The 15,893-nt window shown below is 64.2% G+C and carries 12 protein-coding genes and 1 pseudogene; 3 read left to right on the top strand and 10 right to left on the bottom strand.

Annotation, left to right across the window (positions count from 1 at the left end; genetic code table 11):
* Window positions 1-5: 5 nt before the first annotated feature.
* Complete coding sequence (locus ODR01_RS10650) at window positions 6-836, bottom strand: class I SAM-dependent methyltransferase (protein WP_316977629.1); 831 nt, start codon at window positions 834-836, stop codon at window positions 6-8.
* 188 nt (window positions 837-1,024) lie between these two features.
* On the opposite strand from ODR01_RS10650, the gene ODR01_RS10645 reads away from it, so the two are divergent.
* The 3 genes and pseudogenes from ODR01_RS10645 to ODR01_RS25235 form a co-directional block, all read left to right on the top strand.
* Window positions 1,025-2,134, top strand: coding sequence for a glycosyltransferase family 4 protein (locus ODR01_RS10645; RefSeq protein WP_316977628.1), 1,110 nt, complete (start codon window positions 1,025-1,027; stop codon window positions 2,132-2,134).
* A complete protein-coding gene (locus ODR01_RS10640; RefSeq protein WP_316977627.1) occupies window positions 2,131-2,913 on the top strand; it encodes a class I SAM-dependent methyltransferase in 783 nt (260 codons plus the stop codon). The genes ODR01_RS10645 and ODR01_RS10640 overlap by 4 nt, the downstream gene beginning before the upstream one ends.
* Window positions 2,914-2,960: 47 nt before the next feature.
* A pseudogene (locus ODR01_RS25235) lies at window positions 2,961-3,170 on the top strand (hypothetical protein); the annotation flags it as partial.
* A gap of 345 nt (window positions 3,171-3,515) precedes the next feature.
* On the opposite strand, the gene ODR01_RS10630 reads toward ODR01_RS25235, so the two are convergent.
* From ODR01_RS10630 to asnB (ODR01_RS10590), 9 genes are read right to left on the bottom strand one after another with little or no spacing between them, the layout of a single operon-like run.
* Window positions 3,516-3,734 carry a hypothetical protein gene (locus ODR01_RS10630; RefSeq protein WP_316977625.1) on the bottom strand — a complete coding sequence of 73 codons (219 nt, stop codon included), beginning with the start codon at window positions 3,732-3,734 and terminating at the stop codon, window positions 3,516-3,518.
* The gene (locus tag ODR01_RS10625) at window positions 3,731-4,939 is read right to left on the bottom strand and encodes an alpha/beta fold hydrolase (protein ID WP_394356823.1); all 1,209 of its coding nucleotides are present in this window, start codon (window positions 4,937-4,939) and stop codon (window positions 3,731-3,733) included. The genes ODR01_RS10630 and ODR01_RS10625 overlap by 4 nt, the downstream gene beginning before the upstream one ends.
* Window positions 4,940-4,962: 23 nt before the next feature.
* A complete protein-coding gene (locus ODR01_RS10620) occupies window positions 4,963-6,114 on the bottom strand; it encodes a glycosyltransferase (RefSeq protein WP_316977623.1) in 1,152 nt (383 codons plus the stop codon).
* A complete protein-coding gene (locus tag ODR01_RS10615) occupies window positions 6,111-7,469 on the bottom strand; it encodes a lipopolysaccharide biosynthesis protein (RefSeq protein WP_316977622.1) in 1,359 nt (452 codons plus the stop codon). Before ODR01_RS10615 ends, ODR01_RS10620 begins: the two co-directional genes overlap by 4 nt.
* Entirely contained in the window at window positions 7,466-9,364 is a 1,899-nt protein-coding gene (asnB, locus tag ODR01_RS10610; RefSeq protein WP_316977621.1) for an asparagine synthase (glutamine-hydrolyzing), read from the bottom strand. Before asnB (ODR01_RS10610) ends, ODR01_RS10615 begins: the two co-directional genes overlap by 4 nt.
* A gap of 7 nt (window positions 9,365-9,371) precedes the next feature.
* A complete protein-coding gene (locus ODR01_RS10605; RefSeq protein ID WP_316977620.1) occupies window positions 9,372-10,307 on the bottom strand; it encodes a glycosyltransferase family 2 protein in 936 nt (311 codons plus the stop codon).
* Complete coding sequence (locus ODR01_RS10600; RefSeq protein WP_316977619.1) at window positions 10,304-12,799, bottom strand: glycosyltransferase family 4 protein; 2,496 nt, start codon at window positions 12,797-12,799, stop codon at window positions 10,304-10,306. Before ODR01_RS10600 ends, ODR01_RS10605 begins: the two co-directional genes overlap by 4 nt.
* Window positions 12,800-12,808: 9 nt before the next feature.
* A complete protein-coding gene (locus tag ODR01_RS10595) occupies window positions 12,809-13,942 on the bottom strand; it encodes a glycosyltransferase family 4 protein (protein WP_316977618.1) in 1,134 nt (377 codons plus the stop codon).
* Window positions 13,939-15,882, bottom strand: coding sequence for an asparagine synthase (glutamine-hydrolyzing) (gene asnB, locus ODR01_RS10590; RefSeq protein WP_316977617.1), 1,944 nt, complete (start codon window positions 15,880-15,882; stop codon window positions 13,939-13,941). The genes ODR01_RS10595 and asnB (ODR01_RS10590) overlap by 4 nt, the downstream gene beginning before the upstream one ends.
* Window positions 15,883-15,893: the final 11 nt, after the last annotated feature.

Here is a 15,893-nt window from a genome sequence, read left to right as displayed (position 1 = left end):
TTTGACTACCCGGCGATCTTACGGCCAATCACGGTCCAGGAAACGCTGTTGACGGGCTGCGCATGAACACCTTCCAGTCCCGCATCACGAAGCAAATTCAGCGCTTCAGCCTGTGTGTAATAGTGGGCGATCCGTGGGATCATGTGATCAAATACGATGGCCAGAAGATGACGAAAGCTGAATCGGCGGATCAGCCGGAAGTATTCCAGCCGAAACGGAAAAATTCGAAGCGCAATCCACAGCACGGTTGCCAGCGGTATCGCCAGGGCATAGACCAGACCCAGCGGCGCCTTGGCAAACAAAGCCTGACGCAACGGGTTGAACCACCGGATCAACCAGTCATTGTTTTCCCGACCGTAAAGCCAGATCAGGACGACGCCACCCGGCTTGGCCGCCCCAACCATCTGCTTCACGGCGGCCAGTGGGTCGTCGAGGTGATGAATGACACCGATGCTGTAGACGATGTCGAAGCGGTTCTCCTCGCCGATCTCGTAGGCACTGCGGCGCTCCACGCGGGCATCGGGGAAAGCGGCGAGGTTCCGCCGCGCGGCCGCCAGCGAACGTTCATCGAGATCGATTGCCAGAGCCGATCTCACTCCCCACAGCATTGGCCAATAGGTGTTGCGGCCGATGCCGCATCCGACATCAAGGATATCCTGACCCTTCCACGCATCCGGCGGCAAAGGCGCCGTCCAGCGGCGAAACTGTTCTTCATGAACGGGCAAAATCTCGTTAAAGATATGCCAGGAATAGCCAAAACGCCCGGGCGAGCCCCGTTCGGTCCGCTCATCAAGGCTGGAGGGGATGTCGTGAGTGGTGGTGGGTTTCAGGTGCATTGTCGGTGTCTCGTTCATCCGCAAGCCAGCATTAGAGAAAAAATCCAACCGAGCCAAGGCAAATACGCAGCCCCTCGAGCGTTCACGGCCGTCATGCGCCGTGGTTTCGGTGGATGCTGGCCACCCCACAATCATCCCGATACGATGGCTCAAGTACACATCGAGCAGCGATACCCCGGGCATAAACGATGACGGATGTTGGTTTCCACGATTCTGTGGCAAAGCGGTTGTTGCGCTGGGGATGGTCGGCCACTCTGGGATGCCATGCGTTAGCCAGCTCGGCCATTCCGAGAAGACAAGGCATCCGCGTGTTCTATGGCGGTGCCCGGCCGGGCGATGTCGGCGGTCCCCTGGTCAAGGTCAAGCGGCTTCGCGCCGCGTTTCCGGAAAGTTGGTGGCGCTATTCCGTCGTCTACACGCTCAGCAACACGCCTTACCTGCCCGACTTCGCACTTTGGCTTCTCCGCCGTCGCGGGATGCCGATCGTCCACAACCAGAACGGCGTGTTCTATCCTGCCTGGTTTCACGGCGACTGGCGGGCCCGCAACGCCCGCATGGCGCGCACCTACCATCAGGCCGACTACGTGTTCTACCAGAGCGCCTTTTGCCGGAAGTCGGCCGAGCATTTCCTCGGTGAACGCGGCGGACCGGGGGAAATTCTTTATAACGCGGTCGACACAGGCGTCTTTTCGCCGATGACGGATGCCACGGAACCCCCGCGACGTTTCCTGTTCCTCGTCACCGGCAAGATCGACGAGCACCTTTTTTATCGGCTGGACAGCACGCTCCGCGGTTTGGCCGAGGCCCGGCAACAGGGATTGGATTGCGGTCTCGTGGTCGCCGGCTGGGTGGCCGAGGCGCCGCTCGCCCGTGCCCGCGCCTTGGCTGACGAACTCGGGCTTTCCGGTGTCGTCGCCTTCAGTGGACCCTACACCCAGGAAGAGGCTCCCGCCGTCTATCGGCAGGCTGACGCCTACGTGATGACCAAGCACAACGACCCCTGCCCCAACACCGTGCTGGAAGCCCTGGCATGCGGCCTGCCGGTGCTTTATTCGGACAGCGGTGGCGTGGCCGAACTGGTGGGACCGTGCGGCGTCGGGCTTCCCTGCGAGGAAAGCTGGGACGCACCGAAAGTGCCGGGGCCGCAGGCGATCGGCGCCGGCATGCTTGCCATCGCCGCCGACCGCGCCGGGCTGGCGACGGCGGCACGGGCCCGCGCCGTCGAGCGTTTCGACATCGGGCAATGGCTACGGCGCCACCAAGAGGTATTCGCCCAACTTATCGGAGATCGTTCATGACGCCGACCTCAAAGGCCCTGATCTTGGCGCTGCTCAAGGGTCTCGCATTGCCGTTCTCACTGATACCGGCCAGCCTGCGCGTCGGCTTCATCAAGGGCCTGCTCGCCACCGACTCCCGGATCGGCCGGCCGGATGGCGCGTTACGGCGCGAGTTCGCCGTTCTCGACATGGTCGAGCGGACGGTCGCCGAGCGGGCGACGGCCTATGGCGGCGGCGAGCACCCCAAGCACCGGTTGATGCGCTATCACGATTTCTTCGTCGGCAACATCCCGGCCGGCAGCCGTGTCCTTGACGTCGGCTGCGGCTATGGCGCCGTCGCCCGCAGCGTCGCCGGCCGGATTCCCGGGGTCACCGTGGTCGGGATCGACTTCGACGAGACGCGGATCGCCCAGGCGCAAGCCGCCGACAACCCGCCCAACCTTCGCTTCGTGCTTGGCGACGCGCTGGTCGACCTGCCGGAAGGGCCGTGGACCGTCGTCGTGCTGTCGAACGTGCTCGAGCACATCGAGAAGCGCGTGGAGTTCCTGCGCCGCTTGATTGCCGTCACCGGAGCGAAAACGGTGCTGATCCGCGTGCCGCTGTTCGAACGCCACTGGCACCTGCCGATGCGCAAGGAACTCGGCATCGGCTATTTCTCGGACTCCACGCACTACATCGAGCACACCCTGGACGAGTTCGCCGCCGAAACGGCGGCGGCGGGGCTGGAAATCCGCAAGCAGGAGATCCGCTGGGGCGAGATCTGGTCGGTGTGCGCTCCGCAAGCAAAGGCAGGAAACTAGCGCATGCGCATCGGCGATAGCGTCCGACTTGATCGTCCCCCCGCGTCATAGGGGATGCTCATGCCCTGATCATCAACCTGGCGGCTGGCAGCAGGGTTCTCAACGTCGGGGCGGCGGGGCTGATCGGTCTCGACATAGATGAAGCCGAAATCGCGGCTGCCCGCAACATCGGCTTCGATATCATCGCCGGCGGCTGCGAAACCGTCACCCTCGGCGAAACCTTCGATTTGATCGTGCTGTCCGACGTCATCGAACACGTCGGGAATCCCGGAATGGCGCTCACCAACACGGCCCGTCATCTGGCACCCGGGGGGCAGGATCGTCATCACCACCCCCAATGCCACATCCGCCGGAACCTTTCTAAAAGCGCTATGCGGCCGTTCGCCGAATGTCTACTGGGATCATGTCGCCCTTTACACGCCCGAGCATATCCAGGCGGTTTGCGACCGACACGGATACAGGCTCCAGGACACCGCCTTCTTCACCCTTTCCGACCCGCCGGCTATGCGGGTCGCAAGCGCCATCGTTGCCGCTCTCGCTTTCCTCTGGCCCCGCTTTCACGCGTCTTTTCTGTGTGTCATCAGCGCCGGGCGCCCCGCTGCTTAACGTCTCGGACGCTCACCGCCCAATCTGCGGCCGATCCAAGCGGCGGCGAGAACGGACAAGCTCCCGCTGCCGGCGAGTGCGACGACCTTGATCATGCCGTCCGTCGGCATCGAGCCGTTGTTCCACGCACCATCGCTCCACCAGAAAACGAGTGATGCCACACATGCAGCCACCGCTGCGGCCACCACGCCACCCCGGAGAACGATCTTCTTCATTGCGAGCCCAAGGACGCACCGAGATCGCCGAGGATACGCTCGAAAGTCCACCGGGAGATCTTGTGCCGCGCATGGGTTTCGTCGATCACCACGTCGAAGGCGCCGCCGCCCCATTCCCGAACGGCCGTCTCGACAGCCTTTTCGTAGAGTAGCGGACGTGTGCCGTTGTAACAGCAGCGGTCGAAGCGGTTGAAGTACTGGACTTGGCGCCGGCCGGCCCCGCTAGCCCCCAACACATACAGGTCGAGCATACCGGCCGCGTTGATCAACGGCGGATAGCTTTGGGCAGGCGACCATTCCTTGTCCCGCCGCAGGTAAAACGGAATGACCCCGGCAACCGGATAGCTTCGTGCTATTCGCGTGTCGACGGCGGCCATGACGGCCGTGATCCAGGCCCCCGCGGAAAAGCCAATCATCGCGACATGACGAACACTCCCTTCGCCCAACGCGAAGTTGATCGTCTTGACCAACGGGGTGAAATGAACCCGCATGGGCAGCGGAACGTCGAACACGCCCGCGCTCACCGCGCACCACGGCGTTTGTTCCCTTTCGGGACAGTTGTTGTCGCCATAATTGGCCAGACTTGTCGCGGCCACCGTAAAGCCCGCGGCCACCAAGTGCTCCAGATAGCGGTGCTGGGCATGGTAGGTACCGGCGAAGCCATGCTGATAGATGACCAGCGTTCCGTTGGCCCGAAGCGGCCGGAAGTAGGCAACCGAGGCGGGAAAGGCAGACTCGACGCTTTCGGACCGGACGAAGATGCGCAGCTCGTCGATGCCGGCCAAATTGTCCCAAGTCGCGTAGTTTCGAACCTCGCAGCGGAGCGTCTTGAGCAACGGCTCGAAAGGACCGGACGGGCACTTATCCCCGCTATCGCGACGCTTGTCGAGGTCGCGAATGACCTCGTCAGGCAGGCCGCTATCCGGCAGCCCGTCCCTGCCCCAGATAACCTCGACCACCTTCGAGCGGACTTCCCGAAGTGCCGCACCGTCGCGAACACCGATGAATGCCGCGGGATCCTGGTCACGAAATCGCGGCTCTACAGCCTCATACAGATACGGGTCCGTGGCCACGGCCCGCTTGAACAGCATCCGCGTCGGGTCCCAGTAGTAAAGCGCCGCCAGCCACGAAGCGAAAACAAGTGCGGCCCCGGCAATGTCGAGAACGCACACACAGATCCGTCGGCAATGCCATTTAGCGCGCATACGGTTCACGGCAAAGGCATCCGTCAAGGAAAGCACTGGCTATAGACCCGTCGATAAAGGTCTTCGTAGCGTTCGACCATCAGGTTGATCGGATGTTCCTCGACGATGCGCGACCGCGCCATTTCGCCCAGCTGGCGGCGTTGGGCGGCGGACATGCCGGCGATATTCCGTAGCGCGGCGGCCAGGGCATCGGCATTCCGACATGGTACAATCAAGCCTGTCGTGCCGATCATTGACGCGGCGTCCCCGATGTCCGTCGCCACACAGGGGACCCCGCAGGACATGGCCTCGCCCAGCACGTTGGGCGCCCCCTCCCCATAGGAAGAACTCAAGGCGAGTACGTCGAGCGCCGGATAGAACGAGGCCAGACCATCACGCAAGCCAAGAAAATGGGTTTGCCGATCCAGCCCGTGCGCATCGACGAGGGTTCGGAGACCGTTATTCCTGTCATCGATTCCTTCGCCACACAGCACGAAATGGGCCTGCGGCAGATGGCGGGAAAGCCGGGCCGCGGCGGCGAAGAAGGTCGCGTGATCCTTCTGCGGGTCGAAGCGGGCAACCAGCCCAACGAGGAATGCCTCGTCGCCCAACCCAAGTTCGCGCAACACGTCCAGACGATACCGTGGGTTGGGCAGGAACGCCGCCGTGTCGAACCCGTTGGGCACCACCACCATCCGGTCCGGGCGATAGCCGAACCTGACGTGGGACTCATGAGCCGCGTTCGACCCGCAGACGATGGCGTGCGGCAGGCTGTTGGAAAGCCTGGCGCATAGTCTGGCGCTGCGAACGGTCGTCTTCTTGCTGCTCTGAGGGTCGAACGTGCTTTGGCGCAGATTCCAGACGACCGGCACCCCGGCAAAGAAGTGCGCCGCGATGCCACCGATCAGGTCGGCGTGGTACATCCAGGTCTGGACGATATGAGGGTCGCTCCGGCGGACCGCTGCAATCAGCTTGGCGACCGGGGCAACTCGAAAACGGCTCTTCGGAAAACCGGCCGCCGACACCGGGACATGGACCTCTTGGATCCGGCGCGCCACCGGGCCGAGGTCGGTGAGGGAAATGACGCTGTTGGAAAAGGCGTCGCCGTCCATGCGCATAACCAGTTGGCGGAGCACGTTTTCGGCGCCGCCGGTTGACAACCCTGTGATGACGTGGGTTATCCGAATCTTGTTCATGGACCGACCGTCCGCCCGTTCGTGCGTTCTTTGACCTGCCGCGCCAGCCGCCGGTATAGGATGGCGACACCACCCAGGTGCGCAGCGTTGACGGCGATGAGGGGGCTGTAATATCCGGCTACGGGAAAAAGCACCAGGAGCAGCGCGATCTTCACAGCAACCTCGGTCGCGATAGCGATGTTGAGCGGGCGCAGCCGCAACAACGAAAAGGCGAAGATCGCCGGCAGCCGCGCGCTCACCAGCCAGAAGATCGCACCACCCGCCAAGACAAACGCCCACGGTGCATCCGGTGCGTTCTCTGCCCCCACCCAAAGACGAACCACCGTTGGACCGAACGCAGCATAGCCGACCGCCGCCACGGCGGCGATCCCCGTCATCCATACCTGTCCCTGCCGATAGATGCGGCGCAGCCGTTCTTCTTCGTTGCGTACATCCATTTGAACAATGTAGGGTTGTAATGATTCTGGGATACGCCACAAGGCCTGCATCCCGACATCGGCGATCTTCCAGATCAGGACAAAATCGGCCACCAACTTGGCCCCGCCCAGCCACCCAAGAATCAGCACATCCGCCTGCAGCAGGGTCATGATCAGCCCGCCGTAAACGGCATAGCCCAACCCCATATGACCGACCAATCGCTTCAGGACCTGCCGGCCGCGCCCTCCCGGCCAACGCCAGCGGATGCCCTGGCGGCTGAGCGCCCACCACGACACCCCCCGCGCGACCGCAGCGCCGCACAGGAAGGCCGTCATCACCCCAGGCAGGCCGTACCCCTGCCGCAGGAGCAGGATGGCGACAACCGCGAAAACCGCTTGATTAAGGATGGCCATGACATTGGCCTTCGCTTGGTGGCCAGAGGCGACCAGCACCACGCGATCAAGGTTGAAATCGAACGCTACAACGAAATAGGCGCTGGCGATCGCCACTGTGTCGAACAACGCGCTATAGGCGATCCCCGCGGCGGGATCGACCATGCCTTGCGCAAGCGACACCCCACCAAGTGCGAGGCCCGCGATCGCCAGCGCGTAGCCAACGAACAGCAGCTTGGACATCCCATAGGCTTCGGCAAGTCCATCGCGATCGCCGACCGCGGCCATCTCGCCGATGATCCTCTGCGTACCTGAACTCGCCCATCCCACCCCGATGTTCAGGTAGTTGATCGCTCCAAGAACGATCATCAGGATCCCGAACTGATGCTTTCCCAGGTACGCGAGGTAAAGCGGGACCAGCACCAACTGCACGAGAACGTTCAGCGCAACGCTGCCGTAGCTGGTAACGACGCTACGGGTATAGTCGGGATTATTGGCCAAGCGGGACCACAAGGCGCGCAGACCAGCTTCCGCTGCGCCGGTCACGAAGCACCTCCAGTTGGGCCGCGGAGCAATTGGCGATGCCGTTGCAACGCGTACAATTTCGCAATCATTGCCGCCGGGACTTTACCGCGGACATCGAACTCGGTTTTGAGCGCGCGTGCCGCCTCTGCATCCAGCACACCGCCAAGACCATCGAAATCTGCGAAAGCGGCATCGACGCGCTCCTTCCACGGTCCGCGAAGTACCGCTTCTTCCTGGACGAAAAAGCCGAAGCCCCGCTTTGGGGCGTAAAGGATATCGGTCGGAAGGCGCTGCTCCAGCGCCTGTTTGAGAAACAGCTTGTTGCGGCCGCGATCGGCGATGCCGACGACCTTCTGACGGTAAGGAATGCGCAGGGCCATCTCGACCAACTCGTGGTCGAGAAACGGACAACGAACTTCGATGCCGTGCGCCATGGCCGGCAGATCGCCCGCGATCGTTACCGCGTGGCTATTCTCCTGCATAAGGCCCAGGTAGGCCGCTTCGTCGACGTAGGCAACGGGCGCGCCGTCCGCGAACCATGGTTCGACCCACCGCGCGATGAGATCATCGGCCAGTTTTCGCGCATTTTCCCGGCCCAGCAGCACCGGCCAAACGCGGGAAGCTTCATCTCCGTAGAGGGCGGCCTTCCGCCCTCCAGGCCGGGCCGACGCCACCAGCAGGGCCTCGCGTGCAGCCCCGGGTGGCAGCGTGCGTGCCAGCCCGCCGGAAATTGCCCGTGTCGCCACCGTCGGCGCCAGCCTCAACACGTCGGACAGTACGGCCATGCGGTTGAATCCGGAATAGCCGAAGAACGTCTCGTCCGCCCCATGACCGGCCAGCACCACCTTGAGCCCGTCGGCCCGGATTTCCCGGCACAGGCTATAGGCGTGCGTCAGCGGCAGCGCCATGATCGGTTCGCCGTGTAGCCTGAGAAGGGCGTCGAAGTCTTCGTGCTGGCGCTCCGGATCGAAGTACACTTCGCGATGCCTCGTTCCCAGCAACAGGGCGGCGCGGCGTGCCCGGATGAGTTCCTCGTCCTGGGGATCGCGGCCGAAGGCATATGTCCGAATCCCTTTGACGTCCTGACGGCCAAGGGAATCGACGATGGCCGTGGAATCGACGCCCCCCGACAGCAGCGCGCCTACCTCGACGTCGGCCAGTCGGCGTAGCGATACCGCCCGGTCGAAGACATCGAGAAATGCCTCCGTCGTCGTCGCCAGGGGCTCTCGGCAAGGGTGCCAGTAGGACCGGATGTGCTGGATCCGCCCGCCACGAACCGTCATCGTATGGGCTGGCGGCAGCCGTCGGATCCCGCGATACAAGGTCCACGGATCGGGAATATGCCGCAGGTTACGCAGAAGGTAGAGGGCGACCGCCTCGGCATCGATGGACAAGTCGACGCCCGGAATGTCGAACAGCGCCGGAATCTCGGAGGCCACCCCGACGCCAGCCGCCGTTTCCGCATAGACCAGGGGCTTCTTGCCGATCCGGTCGCGGGCGCAGAACAGGGTCTCGTCAGCCGTGTCGAATACGATGAAGGCGAACATGCCGTGCAGTCGCTCGACGCACCGCTCGCCCATCTCTTCGTACAGGTGGACGATCACTTCGCTGTCGCTATCCGACCGGAAGCAATGCCCCCTGCCCTCCAGGTCGCGGCGCAGCTCGCGGTAATTGTAGATCTCGCCGTTGCAAACGACGGCAAGGCTGCCGTCCTCGTTCAACAGGGGCTGGCGCCCACGCGGGCTCAGATCGACAATGCTGAGACGCGCATGCGCCAGGCCGGCACGCCCCGTCGCGGCCACGAATGTTCCCTCGTCGTCCGGTCCACGATGCCGGATGGCCGACATCATGCGGCCGAGCAACCGGTCCAGGTCGGGGATGGGATGGTCGGCGGTCAGCGCCGCGATGCCGCACATGATGGCGTCAGCCGAACCGCCGCAGAAGCCCAAGCCGCTTGCCGAGCCTGACCATGCCAAGTCCGATCCGGCCACGCGAAAGGACCAGGACCAGCGCGGCGGCACTCTCGATCGGAAGCCGCCAATGAATGGCGTTGCGCCACAACGCCATGGCACGCGCCTCGCCAGCTATGGCAGCGAAAACCGCCTGCCGCAATCGTCTCCGGCGGTAGGCGCGTGGGGCAAATTGCCGGTAATCCTCGCCATAAGCGTCAAAGACGAAATCATAGCACAGGCTGACATTGGCGGCACCGGAGGCCCGCATCACGGAATCGCTTAGGGAACCCGGCCGCCCTGCATAATAGACTCGTATCACCTCTGCACTGATCCACAATGGATGCTTCTTGGCAAACCCGAGATAGGTGAGCATCTCGCAACCCCACAATCCCCCCGGGTCCCTGTACCCACCCGCGCCACGCAGATCGCCGCCCCAGAACATCGGCAGGTACTCACCACTAAACCGCTCGGCCAGCATGTCGCTGAAGGATAGTAGCCCCGAATAATCAGGGTGCGTGACTGTTACCCGGCCATCGGGGGTCCGACATGCGGTGAAACAGATCGGGCACTCCCGCGGCCAATTGGCGACGACCCTCTCCAACACCGCCGGCCATCCCGACACCAATGTATCGTCGGCATCTAGAAGTATGACGACGTCGCCGGTGGTCCGCGCGATCCCCTCGTTCATCGCCTTGGTCTTGCCCTGGTTCTGCGGAAGGCGAAACAGCATCACGGCGGGATAAGATGACACCGCCGATGCCAGCGCCGCACTATCGGGACTGCCATCGTCGACCACGACCACGTCGAGGCGCCACCCCTCCGGCAGCGGAGCGGCAAGGATCGACGTCAAGGTAGCCGGAATGGTCTTGGCGGCCTGGAAAGCGGGAATCACGATCGAAAGGTTCATGATCGGAACCACGCCCTCACCCTGTCCAGGGAGGCTTGGCCGGCAAAACCGCGGCGGACGGGATCGCTGGCCAACGCCAGCATGGCGTTGGCCAACTCCGTCTCAAATAAACGGGTGTCCGTCGTCCGGAGTGCTGCGCGCACCTTTCCCGTATCGGAAAACATCGGACCCGGCCGGGTGCCCTCCCAAATCGACACCGGCGGATCGAGCAGGATACCGTTGCCGCCGTTCTCCACCAGTTCGGGCAACGCATAGAGACGTGTGGCAATGACCGGCAGGCCATGGGCCATTGCCTCGAGCACCACCATCCCGAAGGAGTCGAAGTAGGTCGGATGGACGAGGACGTCGACATGGGCCAGGAACCGTTCGGCAATCTGTTCGCGGCTGAATCCCGCGTCATGCACGGTCAACCCCGGACAGGTCCGCGCCGCCTCTCCAAACTCGGGCGGCAGGTGGGTCACCAAGTCGAGCGTCGCCCCCGGAAAGGCGGCGACGACCCGGCGGAAAGCCGACAACAGGGCAGCCCCGCCCTTGATCTCGAATTGGGTGGCGACGAACAGGAATCGGCAACGATCCGCCGAAGCCGGCGGCGGGGCCTGAACCTTGGGCGGCATGAAGGGATAGGCGACGACCGCCTTGGCGGCGACGGCCTCACCGTAGAGGTCGCACACACCATCAAGGCAGGCCCGGCTCAGGCAGCGGATCGACAGGCATCGGGAACTTTGCAGAAACCAGCGGATCAAGGGTCGGTAAAGCCGCGTCGCAAAAACGTTGTAACCGGTCAGGGCATAGGGATTGTCGAGGTCGACGATGTACGATCCTGAGAGGATCAGGCCGCCCCACACGTAAACCGCCGCGCCCCGCGGCGCAGCCATAGGCCGCCGCTTGATGTTGAGAAGAGGCAAGGCTTGCTTCCAGGACCGCCGCCGCGTCGTCAGGGCCGCGTCCCGCGAGACCTGGGCGCCATGACGTCGATCCACCAGATCGGGATTCGCCACCTCGCCGGCCGGCCATGCGCGGATCGTATCCATTTGCCGATCCCGCAGGTAGGCATGGGGATAGAAGAAAACCCGCGGCGGGGCTGCTCCCCTCTTGCAAGGCCGCAGCCGGAACGTATCGGCGACGAGTTGGCGCACCGTGGCCACCGTTGGGCCGATCCCGTACATCGACGCGGCAACCACGGCGAATACCACCAGCGTCTGCCCGGTCGCGGTACCGCCCCGCACGGTGTTGAACATGAAGATGAAGGTGACGAGTGAAAACCCGACCGCAACCGGGTGAGCCGCCCGGTTCCACAGAACGCCCTCGCAAACCCGGAAATAGCGGCCGAGGAAGAACGCCAGCACCAGCCCCAGCGGCAGCCCGAACCCGAAAGCGAAATCGACCACGAATGACGTCGGAATGGCGGTGGTAGGTAACCCGTCCTTGACATAGGCCGGATAGAGCCACGCCATCTGCTCCAAGCCGCCGTACACGACCGGTTTGGTCTGCCACACGGCCCGCGGGACGAAGCTGAGGCCCAGATTGAACAGCCATGACATGCCGTGGTCGATCCCCGTCAGGAGTTCGCGCCACCCCGCCTTGTCCAGGAGCCTCGCAACATGGTCCGCACCCTCATAGCTGGTTGACAGCAACAGCAGCAGGTTTTTCGTTAGGGCCGTGTCCATCGTCGCAGCTACCGCCACTGCGACGCTCTCACCGCTTTCGGTGGCATTACGAATTGCGGCGGGAATAGCGCGAACCAGTTCGAAGATGCCGGCCCCGAACACGCTACCGAAGATTGCAGCGATACCCAAGGGCCACAATCGGCCTTTGCGCAACACCGCCACGACGACCATCCCCAACAGAACCGCCGCCAACAGCCGACGGGTGCTGAATTGTATCGTCAGCCACAGCGAAACGGCAGTTGCCAGGACGAGTACGAAAATCAGCAGCCGTCGACCGACCAAATCGGGACGAACTGTGACGCAGCCGAGAAAGGCGATGAAGGCGGGGACGAACTGTTCCGGAAGCATCCAGATCAAGCCCGCCCCCGTTCGTGCGCTCAGATAGGGCGCCCCGTCGAGACCGGACGGAGCGGGGGCCAGGTAAAGTGTCGCGCCCAGCGAAACGACGAGCCAACCGACGCCGACGGCAAACAGGCGCGCCCGGCCCACCTCCTCCGGATGATCCGTCGCCGACGGCGTGTCACTGCTACCCTCATCGGCCCAGCGATACCCCCCATAGACCGCCAGCCAATAAATGAAGGCGACCGCCAGGGCCGCCGCCAGGAAGGCGCTGTCGGGCTTTGTCGCCGCGCCCGTCATGATCACCTGAGAAACCCGCTGCCCGGTATCGACCAGCCATGCCCGCAGCGGAAATGCCGCCATCCAGATCAGGGTGAAATACCAAAAATGCGAAAGCGTCAGTCGCTTGAGCGGCTGGCGCTGGACCTCCCTTGCCAACAGGGCCAGGGGAATGGCGACGCAGAGGATAACGGCGAGCCCCGACATCGTGGCGCGCTAACTTTCCAGCCCCAAGTGCACGATCTGGCGCGCGACCACTTTTTCCTCGTCGAACTGCGCGAGTGCGCGCTGCCGGCCTGCCGCACCAAGGCGCGACCGCAACCTGCCATCCGTCACCAGGCGTTGCAGCGCTACGGTCAAGCGACCGGCATCCCGTACCGGCACCAGGAACCCGGTTTCGCCGTCCACCACCTCTTCCCGGCTGCCGCGAATGTCGGTGGCCACGACGGGAAGCCCGCTCATCATCGCCTCGATGATCGAGCGCGGCATGCCCTCGCGATGGGATGGCAGGGTAAATATATCCGCTGCCCGCAACAGCGCGTCGACATCGCTGCGGTAACCCAAAAATGAGATACGCCGCGACAGGTCGGGGTCGGCCTCGATGCCGGCGATCGCGTCGTCGACCGAGGCCGCGTGGTCGCTCTTAAGCCGGTTGCCCACCACCCACAGGCGGGCATTCACGCCCTTCATCGCCGCGAACAGCTCCGGGTATCCCTTTTCCGCCACCAGGCGGCCGATCATCAGGATGACGACGTCGTCGCTGCCGGCGCCCAATTCCGCCCGCAGCCGGTGCCGCGCCGCGTCCGCCGCGTCGGCCGGCCAGAAGCGGACCGGATCGACCCCATTGCCGATGGCTTCGATGACGGGCCCGCGGCACAGGCGTAGATCCCGGGCCGTTTCGGCATCCTCGGTCGACTGGGTGAACAGCACGTCGGTGAAACGGCCGCCGATCCATTCCAGCCCGATGAAGGCGTGGCGCAGCCCCCACGGCTGATGCTCATGAAAATAAAATCCGTGCGCCGTATAGACCTTTTTCGGGACCCCGGCGCGCGCGGCGGCCAGCCGGCCGATCAACGCGGCGATCGGCGAGTGCACGTGCACCATGTCGAACCGTTCCCGCTGGAACAACCGCACCAGTTCGCCGTAAACGCGGACATGGTGCAGGACATCGTAGTTGCGGCGAAATCCGACCGCTTCGACCCGGAAGCCCGCGGCACGGACCCGTTCGGCGAAAGGGCCTTCGCCACAAACGCCGACCACCTCGTGACCGGCCTCGCGCATCGCCCGCATCAGCGGCAACAGGAAATGGTAAAGGGTAAAGTCCACCGAACAGAGCTGGCAGATCTTCATGCCGCCCGCCCCCAATGCGCCCGCCAGCTCTCAAACATCAGCACGGTCCACAACGCATACTGCCGGTTCACCGTGCCGGACAGATGGTCGCGCCACGCCTTGCGAATAGGCGCCGGATCGAGCAATCCGCCGTCCCGCAAGCGCCGCTCGTCCAGCAGATCCTCGGCCCATTCGCGCAACGGCCCGCGCAGCCAGGCATCGATGGGAACGCCGAAGCCCATCTTCGGCCGCTCGATCAACTCGCGGGGCACGTATTTGTAAAGGATGTCGCGCAGAATCGCCTTGCCCTGGCCGTTTCGCACCATGAACGCCCGCGGCAGGCGCCAGGCGAACTCCACCACCCGATGATCGAGCAGCGGCACCCGCGCCTCCAGGGCCACCGCCATGCTGGCGCGATCCACCTTGGTCAGAATGTCGTCGGGAAGGTAGGTCGCCATGTCCGCCAACTGCATGCGCCCCATGGCATCGGGCCGGTCGGCGGCCAGGGTGCCGTTCCACAAAACCCCTCGGGCCTCGGCGACGCCCGGCATCAGGGTCTCCGGATCGGCCCATTGGCTGACCAGACGCCGGTAAATGTCGTCCATGTCACGGGCATCCAGTATCGCCGCCATCTTGTGCACCTTGTCTCCCGCCTGCGGCGGGACCAGGCGACGCGGCAGCACAGCCGATAGGGCATCCCAGCCGCCCGGAGGCAGGGCTGTGAGCGCAGCCCGTAGCGCCGTCCGTGCGGAGCGAGGCATCCAGCCGACGGCGCGCCGGATGCGCTCCGCCCAGAAATAGCGGTTGTAGCCGGCGAACACCTCGTCGCCGCCGTCGCCCGACAGCGATACCGTGACATGGTCGCGAGTCAGCCGGGACAGCAGCAGGGTCGGGATCTGCGAGGAATCGGCGAACGGCTCGTCGTACCAACGCGGCAACTCGGGAACGGTGTCGAGAGCCTGCCCCGGCGTGACATAGAGTTCCGTGTGATCGGTGCCGAGGTGCGCGGCCACCGCCTTGGCGTGGGTGGCCTCGTTGTAGGTCTGCTCGTGAAAGCCGATCGAAAAACTGCGGACCGGGCGGTCGCTTTGCGCCTGCATGAGGGCAACAACCGCCGAGGAGTCGACACCGCCGGATAGGAAAGCTCCGAGGGGAACGTCGGCGACCAGCCGCTGCCTCACCGCATCGAGCAGCAGCGCTTCGACCTGTTCGCGGGCTTCTTCATAGGAGCCGGTGAAAGGGTCGGTGGCGCCGGCGCGGGCGAAGCCGCGCAGGTCCCAATACTGGCGGGAAACCGGCTCGCCGCTGGGACCGACGGTCAGGATATGGCCGGGCTCCAGCTTACGGACGCCCTTGAAGATGCTGTAAGGCGCCGGGACGTAGGCATGCCGGAAATAGGCCAGCAGAGCGCCCTGGTCGATCTCCTCCGGCCAGCTGCCGTGTGCCTTGAGCGCCTTGAGTTCGGAGCCGAACAGGAACAGCTCGCCGAAGCGGGCCCAATAGAGCGGTTTGATGCCCAGGCGGTCGCGGGCCAGGGTCAGGGTCCGGGTCTCGCGGTCCCACAAGGCGAAGGCGAACATGCCGACGCACTTGGCCAGCGCCCGCTCGACGCCCCAGCATGCGCAGGCCTCCAACAGCACCGCGGTATCCGACCCTCCGGCCACGGCGCGTCCCGCCACCGCCAGTTCCGCGGCGATGGCTTTGTAGTTATAGACTTCGCCATTGTAGGCGATGACGAAACGGCCATCGGCCGACACCATCGGCTGATGGCCGCTCGGCGCCAGGTCGATGATGGCCAGCCGGCGGTGGGCCAGCGCCACGCCGGCGACCGGATCGCTCCACACACCGTGATCGTCCGGCCCGCGATGGGCCAGCGCCCGCTGCATGGCATCCGCCCTTTGCCCCAACATATCGACGGGCGTCGAGCCGGTGCGGTCGAATATGCCGGCAACGCCGCACATCAATCAGGTTC

This window comes from Shumkonia mesophila (genome assembly GCF_026163695.1).
In the GTDB taxonomy this organism is placed as follows: Bacteria; Pseudomonadota; Alphaproteobacteria; order Rhodospirillales; family Shumkoniaceae; genus Shumkonia; species Shumkonia mesophila.
The sequence above is the reverse complement of the archived record's forward strand: the minus strand, read 5'-3'. Positions and strand labels throughout refer to the sequence as shown.

Coding starts and splice junctions, on each gene's coding strand:
- asnB (WP_316977621.1), bottom strand. CDS start 9,364: ATGTGCGGCATCGCGGCGCTGACCGCCGACCATCCCATCCCCGACCTG.
- ODR01_RS10630 (WP_316977625.1), bottom strand. CDS start 3,734: ATGAAGAAGATCGTTCTCCGGGGTGGCGTGGTGGCCGCAGCGGTGGCT.
- ODR01_RS10650 (WP_316977629.1), bottom strand. CDS start 836: ATGCACCTGAAACCCACCACCACTCACGACATCCCCTCCAGCCTTGAT.
- ODR01_RS10640 (WP_316977627.1), top strand. CDS start 2,131: ATGACGCCGACCTCAAAGGCCCTGATCTTGGCGCTGCTCAAGGGTCTC.
- ODR01_RS10620 (WP_316977623.1), bottom strand. CDS start 6,114: ATGAACAAGATTCGGATAACCCACGTCATCACAGGGTTGTCAACCGGC.
- ODR01_RS10600 (WP_316977619.1), bottom strand. CDS start 12,799: ATGTCGGGGCTCGCCGTTATCCTCTGCGTCGCCATTCCCCTGGCCCTG.
- ODR01_RS10605 (WP_316977620.1), bottom strand. CDS start 10,307: ATGAACCTTTCGATCGTGATTCCCGCTTTCCAGGCCGCCAAGACCATT.
- asnB (WP_316977617.1), bottom strand. CDS start 15,882: ATGTGCGGCGTTGCCGGCATATTCGACCGCACCGGCTCGACGCCCGTC.
- ODR01_RS10595 (WP_316977618.1), bottom strand. CDS start 13,942: ATGAAGATCTGCCAGCTCTGTTCGGTGGACTTTACCCTTTACCATTTC.
- ODR01_RS10645 (WP_316977628.1), top strand. CDS start 1,025: ATGACGGATGTTGGTTTCCACGATTCTGTGGCAAAGCGGTTGTTGCGC.
- ODR01_RS10625 (WP_394356823.1), bottom strand. CDS start 4,939: ATGCGCGCTAAATGGCATTGCCGACGGATCTGTGTGTGCGTTCTCGAC.